At 57.9% G+C, this 15,207-nt stretch carries 8 protein-coding genes and 1 pseudogene; 6 read left to right on the top strand and 3 right to left on the bottom strand.

Annotated elements, in window-relative coordinates:
- Window positions 1-67: 67 nt before the first annotated feature.
- From SC318_RS07260 to SC318_RS07235, 6 genes and pseudogenes are all read left to right on the top strand, one after another.
- Window positions 68-286 (top strand): annotated as a pseudogene (locus tag SC318_RS07260) (outer membrane porin, OprD family); the annotation flags it as partial.
- A 57-nt stretch (window positions 287-343) separates the two neighbouring features.
- Window positions 344-1,333 (top strand): Bug family tripartite tricarboxylate transporter substrate binding protein, encoded by a 990-nt coding sequence (locus tag SC318_RS07255; protein WP_320431198.1) that lies wholly within the window; start codon window positions 344-346, stop codon window positions 1,331-1,333.
- A gap of 62 nt (window positions 1,334-1,395) precedes the next feature.
- The gene (locus tag SC318_RS07250; protein WP_306492023.1) at window positions 1,396-1,854 is read left to right on the top strand and encodes a tripartite tricarboxylate transporter TctB family protein; all 459 of its coding nucleotides are present in this window, start codon (window positions 1,396-1,398) and stop codon (window positions 1,852-1,854) included.
- Between the two features lies 1 nt (window position 1,855).
- Window positions 1,856-3,370: a tripartite tricarboxylate transporter permease gene (locus tag SC318_RS07245; RefSeq protein ID WP_306492022.1), complete on the top strand. Its 1,515-nt coding sequence runs from the start codon at window positions 1,856-1,858 to the stop codon at window positions 3,368-3,370.
- Entirely contained in the window at window positions 3,363-4,391 is a 1,029-nt protein-coding gene (locus SC318_RS07240) for an AbrB family protein (RefSeq protein WP_320430219.1), read from the top strand. The genes SC318_RS07245 and SC318_RS07240 overlap by 8 nt, the downstream gene beginning before the upstream one ends.
- A 127-nt stretch (window positions 4,392-4,518) precedes the next feature.
- The gene (locus SC318_RS07235) at window positions 4,519-8,115 is read left to right on the top strand and encodes a YncE family protein (RefSeq protein ID WP_320430218.1); all 3,597 of its coding nucleotides are present in this window, start codon (window positions 4,519-4,521) and stop codon (window positions 8,113-8,115) included.
- Between the two features lie 182 nt (window positions 8,116-8,297).
- On the opposite strand, the gene SC318_RS07230 is transcribed toward SC318_RS07235, so the two are convergent.
- The 3 genes from SC318_RS07230 to SC318_RS07220 all read right to left on the bottom strand — a co-directional run bounded on the left by SC318_RS07230 (window position 8,298) and on the right by SC318_RS07220 (window position 15,097).
- Complete coding sequence (locus SC318_RS07230) at window positions 8,298-10,529, bottom strand: autotransporter outer membrane beta-barrel domain-containing protein (protein WP_413817636.1); 2,232 nt, start codon at window positions 10,527-10,529, stop codon at window positions 8,298-8,300.
- 245 nt (window positions 10,530-10,774) lie between these two features.
- Window positions 10,775-12,733, bottom strand: a complete 1,959-nt coding sequence (locus SC318_RS07225) for a hypothetical protein (protein WP_320430216.1) — start codon at window positions 12,731-12,733, stop codon at window positions 10,775-10,777.
- Window positions 12,734-13,069: 336 nt separating this feature from the next.
- Window positions 13,070-15,097, bottom strand: coding sequence for a hypothetical protein (locus SC318_RS07220; protein WP_320430215.1), 2,028 nt, complete (start codon window positions 15,095-15,097; stop codon window positions 13,070-13,072).
- Window positions 15,098-15,207 lie beyond the last annotated feature (110 nt).

Here is a 15,207-nt window from a genome sequence, read left to right as displayed (position 1 = left end):
CCGTAGCGCCCGAAAAACGCCTCGACGCGTTTTCGCCAAAATAAGAACAATAACGGAGTGCACCACGATGCTGTCGACACAGCCCCAGGCTTGCCCGCCTGTTCGTAATTCCCGCCTCAGTCACACCGCGCTTGCCAGTGCCGCTGCCCTTGCCGGCTTTTCGTCGTTTAGCCAGGCTGGCGTCTCCCAAGACGGTGGTGCGCCCCTCGACACGCGTAACCTGTACTTCAACCATGACGCGCATGACGGTGCAAAGCGCCACGTTCAAGCGTATGGCCATGCGCTCGCGCAACGCCAGGTACAGCATCGCACTCTGTAAGCCACTCATAACAACAAGACGGAGATCACCATGACCCTTTCACTGCGTAAATTTGCCCTCACCGCCGGCTGCATGCTGTTTGCCGGCCAACTGCTGGCGGCCGACGAGCCCAAGCGCCCCGAGTGCATCGCCCCGGCCTCGCCGGGCGGTGGGTTTGACCTGACCTGCAAACTGGTGCAAAGCGCGCTGGTCAACGAGAAGCTGCTGAGCAAGCCGATGCGCGTGACCTACATGCCAGGCGGCGTGGGCGCCGTGGCCTACAACGCGGTGGTCGCGCAGCGCCCTGCCGATGCCGGAACCCTGGTGGCCTGGTCCAGTGGTTCGTTGCTGAACCTGGCCCAAGGCAAGTTTGGTCGCTTCGATGAAAGCGCCGTGCGCTGGCTCGCGGCGGTGGGCACCAGTTACGGTGCCATCGCGGTGAAAAGCGATTCACCCTACAAGAACCTCGACGATCTCGTAAAAGCCTTGAAGAAAGATCCTGGCAGCGTGGTGATCGGTTCCGGCGGCACGGTCGGCAGCCAGGACTGGATGCAGACCGCCCTGATCGCCAAGGCCGCGGGCATCAACCCGCGCGAGCTGCGTTACGTCGCGCTCGAAGGCGGTGGCGAAATCGCGACCGCGCTGCTCGGCGGCCACATTCAGGTAGGCAGTACCGACATCTCCGACTCCATGCCCCACATCCTCAGCGGTGATATGCGCCTGCTGGCGGTGTTCTCCGAACAGCGCCTGGACGAGCCGGAAATGAAGGACATCCCGACCGCCAAGGAGCAAGGCTACGACATCGTCTGGCCAGTGGTGCGCGGGTTCTACCTCGGGCCAAAAGTCAGCGATGCCGACTATGCCTGGTGGAAAGAAGCGTTCGACAAACTGCTGGCCTCCGACGAGTTCGCCAAGCTGCGTGACCAGCGCGAGCTGTTCCCGTTCGCCATGACGGGCCCGGAGCTGGACACCTACGTGAAGAAACAGGTGGCTGACTACAAAGTGCTGGCCAAAGAGTTCGGCCTGATCCAGTAAACGCCCACCTCTTTCGCGCGGCCACGCCCGCTTACACAAGCGGCGTGGCCCAGGAGTTCACCATGCTCTCACAACGCATTTTTGCCGCCATACTGCTGCTGGCCTGCGCCGGCCTCGCCCTGATGGCCTGGCCGTATCAGGCGGCGTTTTCATACGAGCCGGTCGGGCCCCGCGCCTATCCGCTGCTGATGCTCGGGCTGATGAGCCTGGCGCTGATCTACATGCTGTTTCGCCCGCAGCCGACCAAGCACACCGAAGAAGAACCGGCGCTGGACCGCGACACGCTGATCAAGATCGGCATTTGCGTCACGCTGCTGATTGTGTTCGCCGCCACCTTCGAATCGCTGGGTTTCATCCTCAGCAGCATGCTGATCGGTATCCCGATGGCGCGCCTGTACGGCGGACGTTGGCTGCCCAGCGTGGTGATCGTCGGCCTGATGGCCATCGGCCTGTACCTGCTGTTCGACAAAGCCATGGATGTGCCGCTGCCCCTCGGACTGCTCGACGTACTGGAGAACTGATATGGATACTTTTGGCTATTTGGGCCAGGGCTTCGGCGTCGCGCTGAGCCCGTACAACCTGGTGACCGCCCTGTGCGGCACGCTGATCGGCACCGTGGTGGGCCTGTTGCCGGGCCTGGGGCCGATCAATGGCGTGGCACTGTTGATCCCCATTGCATTCGCCCTGGGCCTGCCGCCCGAGTCGGCCTTGATCCTGCTTGCAGCGGTGTACCTGGGCTGCGAATACGGCGGCCGTATCAGCTCGATCCTGCTCAATATTCCGGGCGAAGCCTCCACCGTGATGACCACCCTCGACGGCTACCCGATGGCCCGCAAAGGCCTGGCTGGCGTGGCGCTGTCACTGTCGGCGTGGAGCTCGTTCATCGGTGCCTTTATCGCCACCTGCGGCATGGTGCTGTTTGCCCCGCTGCTGGCCAAATGGGCAATTGCCTTCGGCCCGGCGGAGTATTTCGTGCTGATGGTGTTCGCGATTGTGTGCCTGGGCGGCATGGCGGGCGACAAGCCGCTGAAGACCTTCGTCGCGGCGCTGATTGGCCTGTTCCTCTCCGCAGTGGGCATTGACGCCAACAGCGGCGTGTATCGGTTTACCGGCGACAACATCCACCTTACCGACGGCATCCAGTTCGTGGTGTTGGTACTGGGCCTGTTTTCCATCAGTGAGATCCTGTTGCTGCTGGAAAAAACCCACCGTGGCCAGGAAGCGGTCAAGGCCACCGGACGCATGATGTTCAACCTGAAGGAAGCCGGTGCGGTGTTCGTGGTTAATATCCGCTGCGGCTTGCTCGGTTTCATCATGGGCGTATTGCCGGGTGCCGGTGCTACCTTGGCGTCCGCCGTGGCCTACATGACCGAAAAACGCCTGGCTGGCGCCAGCGGCAAATTCGGCCAGGGCGACATGCGTGGCCTGGCCGCCCCGGAAACCGCGATCGGCGCATCCGCCTGCGGCGCGCTCGTACCGATGCTGACCCTGGGCGTACCCGGCTCGGGCACTACCGCCGTGATGATCGGCGCCCTGTCGCTGTACAACATCACGCCCGGCCCGCTGCTGTTCCAACAACAACCGGACATCGTCTGGGGCCTGATCGCGTCGTTGTTCATCGCCAACATCATGCTGGTGATCCTCAACATCCCGATGATCCGCATCTTCACGCGTATCCTCGCCGTGCCGAACTGGGCGCTGGTGCCGGTGATCGCCATCATCACCGCGATTGGTGTATACGCGGTTCACGCCACCACGTTCGACCTGTTCCTGATGGTCGGTATCGGCATCTTCGGCTACATCCTGCGCAAGCTGGACTTCCCGCTGTCGCCGGTATTGCTGGGCTTTATCCTCGGCGGCCTGATGGAGCAGAACCTGCGCCGGGCGCTGTCGATCTCCAACGGTGCGCTGGACATCTTGTGGTCGAGCCCGATCACCTTTGGCGTCTGGGTGCTGACCGCGCTGATGTTGATGTTCCCGCTGGTGCGCATCTACCGCAAACGTGCCTTGCAGCGTCGTGCCGTGGCCGATGTCTGACGTCACCTTCAAGCAATGGTGGGGAACACCGCTGGTCGGCCTGGCCGGCGGTTTCCTGGCCAGCCTCGTCGGCTGGCCTTTGCCCTACATGGTTGGCTCGTTGCTGGCGATCATCCTGGTGCGTTGCCTGACACCATGGCAACTGGCCGAAATTCCCGGCGGGCGCAAATGCGGCCAATGGGTGGTGGGCATCGGCATCGGCCTGCACTTCACGCCGATGGTGATCGAACAGGTGATGAACCACTTCGGGCTGATTTTCTTCGGTGCGTTGGTGACCAGTTTATCGAGTGTGGTCGGTGTGTGGTTGATGCGCCGCAGCGGTGAAGACCGCGCCACTGCGTTTTTCTCCAGCATGCCGGGAGGCTCCGGGGAGATGGTCAACCTCGGCGCGCGCAATGGTGCGGTGTTGAGCCGTGTCGCTGCGGGGCAAAGTCTGCGGGTGCTGGTGGTGGTGCTCTGTGTGCCGGCGATCTTCAAGTATCTGCTGAGCAGTGGCGCACCGCAGTTTCATCCAGCGCCCGTTGACTGGGCCTGGCTGGCGCTGCTGTTTCCGATAGGTGCGCTGGTCGCATGGGGCTGGCAGCGTTTGCGCCAACCCAATCCCTGGTTGTTCGGGCCATTGCTGGTGAGTGCTTTCGCCAGCGTGACCTGGGATTTGCACATTGGTCTGCCCGATGGCGGCAGCCAGGTTGGCCAATGGTTGATCGGCAGTGGCTTGGGCTGCCACTTCAATCGCCAGTTTTTCCGCAGGGCCCCAGCGTTTATGGGCCGCACGTTGATTGGCACAGTCCTGACCATGGCGCTGGCAACGCTTGCAGCGGTGGGTTTAAGTGCTTTGACCCAACTGGACCTGCGCTCCCTGACGTTGGGCATGATGCCTGGCGGTATTGCCGAGATGAGCCTGACGGCAGAGACGCTGCAATTGTCGGTGCCGTTGGTGACGGCGATGCAAGTGATGCGTTTGTTGTTTGTGTTGTTTCTGGCAGAGCCGTTGTTCAGGCACTGGAACCGTCAACAATAACCCCTTCCCAAGTGGCCCGTCGGGGGCCCACCGTTCGTCCCAACTGTCATTTCTCACAGCTAGGCACCCTTCAGCCTAAGGCATTGAATGGACCCTGCCCCTTATAATTACTGGCAGGCCCCTCATCATGACCCACGATCAAGATCCCAATGGACGCCACGACAGGCCGCGCGTTCCGGCACTGTTGGACAATCGTCAGCTCACCTCATCCGACGGCCTCTCTCCTGACGCTCCATTGCGCCGGTATTTCGTTCCCGAGCCCGCTGCGGATCAGGTTTCCAGCCTGGAAAAGCTTGCCGTACTCCCCTTTGCCGACCTACCGCTGATTCTCCCCACGGTGACCGCTCCCGTTCCGGGACATGATGGCGGTTTCAACGCGGCGGCCTTGGCGGTCAATCCCTCCGGTGTGATTTGTGTCGTGCCTGGTTACCTGGATCAGTTTGAACTCGATTTCATCTCGATTGAAATCAACGGCGAGCAGGCGGATTTTCATCTCGTCACGGAGGAAGAGGCCCGACTCGGCAAGCCAACCGTTCTGTTCATAGAAAGCAGCCGCTTTATTGACCAGGCCAACAATACGATACAAGCCTTTGTGGAACAGCTGTCGGGTAACATTGAGGAAACCAGAAAATTCAATATCCTCGCCAATCGCGAGCTGCCTGTCGGCCGTGATCCCATTTACAGCACCCCTTACAACGAAAATATGGCACCGGTGAAGTTCGCCGATCCGCAGATTGAAGCTTTTGAACTTGTCACCCAAGAGCATGCTATCGCCGGAGTAGAAATCGTTATCGATAACTATCCGCTGGATAGAGGACTCCCACAGGTCCATCACCGCAAAGCCGACGATGTGATTCACCTGAGTATCGGCGGTAAGATCATCAAGCACACCGTTACGCCTTTCGAAGCCTCTGGCACTTTACCGATCAGCATCTGGGTGTATTACGGCACCTGGAGCCAGCTGAGCGACGGCAAGCACGCGGTCGAGTGGAGAGTCTTTGACAAGGTCGGCAATGGCTCACCTGGTGCCTCGCCGCCCAGGCTCCTTGAATTAAAACGCGGCAGCGGGACTGAGCCGCTCCTGCCAGCGGTGCATGTCACCGAGTCTGACTACGACGACAAGCTTGAGCAGGATTTCATTGATATCCGGACGCTTGGCGGTGACGCGAACATTGAACTGTTAATACGTAATCAGGGTTACGCAGTCAACGACCTCGTGGAACTGTCGATCAAGGGCGTCAGCGCGGCCAGTGTCAGCACCGAACTCGTCCTGCGCTACACCGTGACTGCAATCAACCTAACCAGGGTAAATATCCCTTTGCCAATTGAGTTCCTGCTGCCCCTGCCGGCCGGCCGGATCTTGATCACTTACAAACGGATTCGCCCGAGCGTGCCCGATCGCCCGGACGTGCCCGATCGCCCCTCCGACGCCGTGCTATATGCCATTTATGGCGACCCGGTAGACAGTAAGCTGCCGCCTCCGCAGGTACTGGACCTGGTCGACAACACGCTGCCAGAGACCACCAACCCGGTACGTATCCGGATTAAAAAATACCTTGGGCAAAAGGAAAATGACCGGATCGCTCTGAACGTAGTGGGTTACACCGTCAACGGCACACCTCGCTACGCCGAATTCAGCGACATGGCCGGGACCGAGGATATTCTGTTCCTGCTGGAAAATGCCTTCTTCGCCGAACTGAACGGCGGATATTTCACGGTTCACTACACCATCAACGGTGACTCACGTCCACCTTCGGAGTCGGTCACCGTGCCTGTCGGCAATGCTCAGGGTACGCTCCCTCAGCCCAGGACACTGCAAGCGGTGCCGCCTGACTTCACGTTCAATCCAGGCACCCACCGGGCCAACCTCAACGTGTATGTTGACCCTCACGAAGCAATTGTCGATGGCGTACGAATCCGCGTAGTTGCCCTCGGCTCCGAACCAGGTGGCAGCATCATCACGCCATGGTTTGAGGTGGACGACAATTGGGAAGGTGCGGTCATCCCCTTCACCATTGCACGGACCATTGTCCTTATCAACGATGGCGGGACGATGAGCCTGTATTTCGAAGTGGACGCCAAAGTCCCCGGCGTGCCTCCACGACAGTCCCTGCCCTTGCTGATCAACGTGGGCATGGCGCGAAAGCTGCCACCGCCCATCGTGGTTGAAGCCGAATCGATCTCGCCAATCCTGGCACGCCTCAACCCTCTGCATGTGCTGCCGCCAAATCCGGCCATCGTGACCATCCGAGTGGTGTCCGACACATTCCCAGCCAGCGCCGACCTCAAGGTACATATCACGGGCAAGGACGGGATCGGTACACCGAATATCCCGATAAAACCCGCAGTACCAACACCCGGGGAAAACTACACCAGCTTTACTGCACCTAGCACGTTTGTCGCGGCCTACCTGGCCGGTCATTGCACCGTGAGCTATGACTTGATCGAAACAGGGCGGACCACCAAATCTGAGGAACTAACGCTAGAGATAGCAGCCTTATCGGAGCAGGAATGGGACCTGGTGAGCGTACCGCAGGCCAACGGCGGGGTGATTGATACCAGCAAACCCCATGATGTGCAGATCCATGCGTGGAAGTTTAACCGCGTAGGGCAACCGGTATGGATTGAGGGGAATGGAACCGTGAAACAAGTGTTGCGTAACGGTGCCCCACTGACTTCCGCAGAGTTTGCCGCCAATCGTATTCTCACCCCCATCCCGGCTGAATATTTGAGAAAGCTCGATAATGACAGCACGCTAGAAATCAAGGCGTCGGTGTCGTTGGATGATAACGGTAGTCTGCCGCCACAACCCTTTGTACCGGTGAACTACAGGATCAGGACGCAGACGGGTATTGTAGGCAGTATCAACGTCGGCGGCGGACCGGATCGGATTGTCATCAATGCACAGGGGACTGTTGCCTATGTTGCCAACTATAATACCTCCACGGTGTCCGTGATTGATCTGACTACATTCAGACTTACGGACAGCCCGAATCTGTCGGGTTACACAAATGGGTTGGCGCTTCACCCGGACGGATTAAGATTTTACGTAAGTGGGGAGGTCGCATACGATATTCAGGTAGCTACCACCATCGACAATAAATACAGCCACTCGATTAGTGGCCTTGAAATCTATGGAACGGGCGCTTTAGCATTCAACGCGGACAGCTCACGCCTTTATTACGCGAGCTGGTACTACGGAACGCTACACCTTATTGATACAACAAACGACAGTCTAATCTTCAGGAGAGCCGGGTATGGTTACGCGTACGACTTTGCACTTGCTCCAGAGGGTACACGCCTATACTCTGCCGGCGCAACTGTTATGGGGATTATCGACACAGCCAGCAACGCAGCGCTCCCGTCTCTTGCGGGTTTCACTGATATCCGACGACTAGCTTACAGCCCGCGCGACTCAAAGATTTATCTTCCCGATTCAGGTGCGGGCAACTTGAAAATTGTCGATACACGCACCAATTCAATAATTGGACTCATACCTAACCTGGCAGGTGCGTTCGACGTGGCCTTTCACCCAACACGACCACTGGCTTATGTCACGATGACCAGTGCCAACTCCGTGGCAATTATTGACACTGACAGAGAGGAAGTCATCAATATAATTACGGGATTTGTCCAGCCAAAAGGCATTGCCATTGACCCCAGCGGAAGTTTCGCCCTGGTCAGCAACTACACCGCCAACACGGTGTTCGTAGTCCAACTGTGACCCACCCTGCGACGCCCAAAGCAACGGAAACAGGTTTATCCAACCGATAAACCTGTTCCGCTTTGCCCGTACAAAAGTACCCGCTCAGTAACGGTCGTGAGCATTCAAGATTCATGCACCTGGAAACAAAAATGCCCCGCTCTTTATCAGAGCAAGGCATTGTTCACTCAGAACGTCAGCTATCAAAAGTCGTAACGCACTCCCACATTCACCCCCCAAGGCTGATCAATGCTCTTGCCCATGCTACGCTCTACGTCCGCATGCACCTTCCAGTTCTTCGATACCGCCATGGCCACACCGGCTGCAACCTCAACCCGCGAACCCGAGAGGTCGTTGTTGAAGCTATTACCGTTGACCGACACCTTGTTGCTCTGGTTGAACTCATGGGCCACCGCTGTACGCAGGTAGGGTTGCAACACGCCGCCACTGTCCAACTGGATATCACGCCCGGCGGTCACACCCAGCTTACCTACCACCGAAGCCGTACGTGCACCTTCAGCCTGCAGGCCATTGTCCAGCTCGTAGCTCTGGCGCTGGATAATCGCCGTGGCCAACTGGCCGTATGGCTCGACGAAGTAACCGTCATCCAGCTTGATATTGCGCCCCACTTCAGCCGAAGCTGTGACTGCATTTTGCGTGTAGTTGCCCTTGGCTTTCTTGCCGTCGCTCATGGCAACGTTTGACTCGTTGTGCAAGCGGTTGAACTTGAGCACGCCATCGAAGTACAGACCGCTTTGCGCGTCCATCCACGTCGCATACCCGCCCACATAGTAGCTGTCGACGTTAGCTTTGCTGCCGCGGCTCAGGTCCAGATCCGAGGTGCTGTGACCGGCCATGAAGCCCGCCAGCCATTGGCCGTCGCCACCAGACAACGGCACATCGGCGCCCAGGGTGAAACCACGTTGGGTCTGGTTGTACTGCACGCCTTTATCACGGTTGTCCACTTCGAACTTATTGCCATAGGCACGGCTCCACAGCCCCGCCGATTTGCCATCGCTGTGGCGCAGCTCACCCATGCGGGTCCGCAGGTTGGTCATCTCGCCGTACAGCACGCTCGGCGCCGCATTGGCCAGGGCGAGTACTGCGTTGGTGCTCGGGCTGATCACCTTGCTGTCCGGGTCCAACAGCCAATCCTTGCCTTCGTTGTCGTTGATCAGGCTATAGGAATAGGTACCTACGTCCACTCGATCACCCAATAGGCTGAACTTGGCGCCGCCGTCTTCGGTGTGCACCACGTGCAAGCGCTCTTCCGACAACGGGTCGGCCCCGCTGCTGGCGATCAGCAGTTTATGATCGCCCGAAGACGTGCCGGTGACGTTCAGGAAATCGCCGGTCAAGGTCGAGAAATCCGCACTCATGATGAACGTGCCATTGCCCGACAGGTTGTTCACGTCCAGTTGGTAGAACGTACCGGTGTCGCCGAACTTGACGTTACCGCCGGCCAGGAGCAGGTCACCCACTTGCTGGTCATCGACCATTACCCAGGTGGCGTCGCTGTTGATCGCCAAGGTGTCGACGCTCTGCAGGCGACCGGTGAGCACCGAGCCATTATGCAGGCCAACGCTGGCACTGCCGCCGTTGTTGATCACGTCGCCGTTCATGAAGGCGCCGTCAAGGCTAAGGTCCAAGGCGCTGTCGGTGCCCACTTGAATGTTGCCATTCAGTGCGCTGCGGTTGACGCGCATGTTGGCATTGCCGCCGTTGGTCAGCTCCAACATATTGCCGTTTCCACCGACCAGGGTGGAACCGTTGTTCACATCGATCTCGGCCGTGATGTCCTGGTTCACCAGAATGGCCGGACCATTCAGGCCTTCAACACGTGAGCCTTCCAGAACCAGCACCGGCGACTCTTTTACCGTGCGATGCTCGCGGGTCATCGTGACGCCATGGGTAGCCCCGGTAACGGTACTACCTACGACAGTTGCCTTTCCGCCCATCAGTTTCAGGCCTTCCTGGCTGCTACCCGTCAGCGTCGAACCATTGAGCAACTGCAGATGGCTGAACCCTGTAACCGTAGCCCCGTAGGTGGCACCTGTAATGTGGCTATTGCTCACTGTGGCCTCGGAGCCGATGTCATCCGACAGGCTGCGGGACATATCCAGACCGCCCTTGGAATGGCTGGTGATCCGTGAGTCAGCGATAGTGGCATTGCTTTGATGCAGAAGTATCGCGGCATCGAGCGTTGAATAGCTGTCAACGCGGCTTGCGTCCATGTTAAGGGTCGACGCGCCGGTTGCGCGAATTTCACGGGTGACGCCACCCGGCTTCACATTCAGGACGCCACCGCGTTGCACGATATAATTGTCGGTGTGTGAGCCAGGGATGACATCGAAAAAGCCTGGGCCGTTTTGCCCGTCGACGACTTTAACGGCCATGGCTTGCTCCCCCAATAGACACAGAGGGGCAGCTACCATGAGCTTGAGCACGGCGGACAGCCGCGTGTAACGAAAACGCGAAGGTGTAGAGGTATTGGTCATGTTTTGCGACTCTTAAAAAAGTACCAAGTCGAAACCGGAGCCGTAACGAGCAGGTTCCGTTTTCAAGAGCCGCAAAGGTTAGAGAGCAAAGCAGAAAGGATATGTAGGATATTCCTTAACAATCCCCCATGAAAAATCCCCTCGTAAGAGGGGATTTCTGGTGATTGGGAAAAATGGACGCTCTACCCCAGCGAGCCGTTTCTCAAAAAGGTGGGGGCACACGTCCCGGTTTCACCACTGCTGCGAATGTCCCATTTCACCGATACGGCGTCAGAAGTTCCACTCTCGGGCGGTGGGCCATTGCGACTGATGCTCCAACTGACCTCCAGCCAGCCACGCCGCCTAGTTGGATCGCCATCGAAGTACGGCAGGGCAAAATTGTGAGTGAAACCGTTGAGTCGTTCCGAGGGCCCGATTCCCAGCGGTGGGCTGTCCTGCTCACTTCCCGCCACCGGCGTTGCCGGTTGTGTCGCGCCATTGTAAAGATATCGCACAGCATGAATAACGACGATGTCGTTATCCTGGAGATTGACCGGATCAAAAATTCTGATGGGCACGGTCACCCAAGGGGTTTGCACGCAGGAGATAAAGGGCGCCTCGGTGGAAGGCGGTGGCGGCGTGAACAAATTGGTAAAGACGGGGTCAGCCAAACCATCTAGGGAAAAGACGTTAACGCTTACCTCCTGCTTGCGGGACTCCTTGTAATTGTTGGCGTTGCGTACCACGTACCAGCAGGGAATATTGCCGTTCCCGTAAGTCGCAACTACTGCGCTTTGGATAGTCCCCGACACCATGAAACCATCAGCCTCCGCGCCGGTGAGTTCGTACGTGTAGGCAATCTCGCCGCCCACTGTGCCGTAATAGACATCAATAAACTCGGTGCTCGGAAGCGTTGTACGCCCGGCATAAATAGGAAAGGTCACCCGAATCGTGCCGTCCAGATCACTTGCAATCAGGGAATTATCAACCGCCGAATCCCCCCTCACCACAGGCAAGGCCAGAGTTGGATCTACCGGCCCCGGCCCGATGATGGGTTCGCCAGGCTCCACCAGGTCCACCGCAACGATGGTTTCCCCCGAGGGGAACACATCCAGGCCGCGGCGAATTTCATACTTAAAATGGACGTTGTAGAGCGTGCCACCTGCACGCAGCGTGGAATAGTCGGCAACAAATTCCAAATCAAATATTGGAGTGACGCCCAATCGCTGACTACCAAACTCAATACCGCCTGCAAAGATATGTACCCAATCGTTGGGGTGGAAATCGACGATGGAGGGCACAGTCACCAGCACGCCCTGACGTGCCTCCTCCTTGTCAATCAGAACGCCGGCATTGGGAACAAGCGGCGGCTGGAGCACGGGCGGGTTATTGGTTCTAACCGAGAGCGTACGGGGTATCGACACTTGCGTGGCATTACCTGCCCTGTCGATATACTGATAGGTGATTAAAAAATCACCCTCTCCGAAAGCCTGTATTTCAACCGTTGTATACATAACGGTAACCGCCCCTGTAACCGGAACGGTAATAGTCTTGCCCATATCGTCTGTCTCGCCAAAAAATACCGCGAGGGTATCTCCTGGTCTTGAGTCGACGGGCCGGGGAAGGGTCAGGGTGACTCCACCATGGGTCGCCAGATACGCAGGCGTCACCCCTTCAGATGGCAAGTCAGCCGGCAGCTGGAGAGCCGACGGCCGGTTATTGCCATTGGGGTCGATCGCGTCGACGAAGACCTCCTGCGGCAAGGAAAACTCGCCAGGGGGTAAACCGTCTAGCGTAACGGAATAGGTAATTTCTTTGGGCCCATGACTTCTAAGGCGACCTGAGCGGAGCACAATATCCACATCCGCTGTGAGAGGGCCCTCCAACTCGTCAAGATAAACTTCGTTCCCATCAATCGTGACCCTGAGGGTGTCGAAGTCACCCGGAAACTCTGCGGGATTCGGCCATAATGGTATCGTGATGGGTATCCCTTCCCGTTGTTGCTCAGCGCTTACCACATTCCGTTGGTCATCACCCGCTACATCCGGCAATGTGTGGATGTCAGCAGGTGCTGGAGGCGTCAGGGCAGTGGGCCATGTATTGGGTTTATTCACGCTCGTTTGAAGTCCCTTGGCGTTTTTGAAGCGTTTTGGGTTTGCCATTTTATAAACTCCTAAGTAGAAGGAACCGAGAGCCCGGCATAGACAGGGCATCGGGTATCTCCAATAGATGTGGACGACTAGTGATCAGTACCACTCACGACTACTTAACTAATTCGCACTGACTTCATGCAGTTAACGCTTTTCGCAAAACCTTCGTAACTGTCAACCTTGACAGGCGCAAACCTGTCGAGACTGTTCAGCGCTTTGTTGTCCACCACCAAAGACGACCGCTCGGCTGCGTTCTTAATCACCTAGAGGTTGAAGACGAACGAGCCAAGCCGCTTTGAAGAACGGGAGGTCTGCGCTACCTCCCGGCTCTCATCGACTGCACCGGCATCAATCAGCAAGGCAGGGTGGACTGTCAGGTCGAATCAGGGAGATAAATACCAATCGCCGTTCGGACTCGCCCATTCCTCCTCCCCCGCTCTTGATGAGTCGATACTGCACAACCGCCGACCCATGGCGCGGGTTGGACTGTCCCTCAGGCGGTTTTACCAGCCCAGGCAGCCGGATATAGGGGTCAAATGGCACCCAAAAATCAAACCCATGTTCCGCCTCCTCTTCCGTCAAGATATGGGGGAAGGTCTGGATCGTTTCCGGGATGACGCCGCTTGAGTGGCCATTGGTGTTGCCGTAACTTGCCCAGGACACTATGACCGTATCGTTCTCCGACAACCGGCTGCGGTCGCCGGGAACTCTCACCCGCACACCTCTGACCCAAGGGCGCAAATCGCAGTTGATGAAATTCGCTCCAGGCCCTGGCCCATCGCTGACATCAGGAAATTCAGGATCGAGCAGCCCTTCGATCGGCACGATATTGACTGTCACGTCGGTATGGAGTGAACGCTGCCGGTTGACCCCGTTGAACGTCCAGTAGAACGTTGGCACAACGCCTGGCGTTGGCTCGATCAGTGCCCAGGGAACGAAGAACTCGATTTCGTCCCCTGCCCGGTCTTCAGGCCGCACGATATAGGTATCGGCAAGAACCGCGGGGTCGCCCCACATCAACTCCAATGACTGGCCCGCAACAGGGCCTGCATACAACGGCACGATAACCCGGGCGGGTCGGTTTCGATCGTTGACAGTCAGTTGGTTATCGCCGTCAAGACCCTTGACTGTGACCCTGTCCAGTAACCGGTTTACCGGGTCCGGGTTGCCCGGACTAACTGGCCCTGCGACCGTCAGATTGACAGGCACGAACCTGGGAGGTGAGCGCCTGGGTCCGCCCGTTCCGCGCTGCCATGTGTAGTCAGCTCTGATCGTGCCAGCGGTGAACTCAGAGCCGCCACTGGCAAGGGTTGCGTAGTCGACTGGCACCAACACCGGCCAAATCTGACCAATGCCGATGGTAATAGCACCCAAGGGAATAAAGTCCCAGTATGGCTGAAGAATATCGCCTGGCGCTGTACCGGCCACTTCCAGAATATGCATATACACGCCGCCTGGCGGGCCTGGATCCCTGGCGTCTTCCAGGTCGATCAGCCCGTCGATCGCCAATTGGGGCACTTCGATGGGTCGCAGAATGGTCGGGGTGGGTGTCAGATCTATCAGCAAGACTGAAGTGCGCGAAGGTGGCCCCTCGTTTCCCGCCCTGTCAGACAAAAAATAGCGGGCGTTGTATTCGGCATTGCCGTGGCTGCGCAGTACGTCACCGGTAAGGACGAGTTCGATGGGAGCTCCATCCACATGAGCTTGGGTGATCGTGGTACGGGCGACCGCATCCGCAAGCACACGTCGCTTACCTTTGGCCCTACTCAGAGGCAAAAGCACCAAGTCGCACACCACCTCATCCTCCAGACGTATGTCCGACCATCGCGGAACTTCAGCCACAACCTGGTCACCGTTAACCTCCAAGTACGCATCCGTCACCCCTCCTGTTTCGACATCCGATGGGAAAATCAACGGGGCCCCACGATTATTCTGGTTAGGCGCTTGCTTATCGATATTGATCAGGATCGGACTTGACGGACCGGCCGTGTCGCCCGGCACCAGCATCACGGTGTAGCGCAGCAGGTGCAGACCGGGTGCATTGAGTTTTATCTGCGGTACGGTCCCGGTCACCGGCAGATCACGCTCATCGTAAGGGGCGGTAATAGACTGGATATCGAACGGCGTCAATTCGTCATCCCAATAGAAGGAAATAGTCGTGACCTCACCAGGATCCAGGCCATCCGCTCCGCCCCACAACGTTTGGACCTCCACCGGTAAACTCGCCACCTGAGCCGAGAGCGGGATGGTATAGGCCTGCTCATCACCCAATAATGGCAACGCGAACGGTGGCGGAACCACAGGCTCCGCCGCCATTTTCGGAATCGGAAGTTTCCTCTTAAATAAGTATTCGTCCGACAGGCTGTTGTTAGGCATGTCCACTCTCCTCAACACTCGGTTAGTGACTGGCCGTTGAATGCATGCTGATGAACAGCAGAGCAAGAAGGCCGGGAGCACAGTTAACGAGTAAACGAGGGGAACTGGAT

Origin of the sequence: Pseudomonas sp. MUP55, assembly GCF_034043515.1 — a bacterium.
Classification (GTDB): Bacteria; Pseudomonadota; Gammaproteobacteria; order Pseudomonadales; family Pseudomonadaceae; genus Aquipseudomonas.
This window is presented reverse-complemented; position numbering and strand designations above follow the sequence as displayed.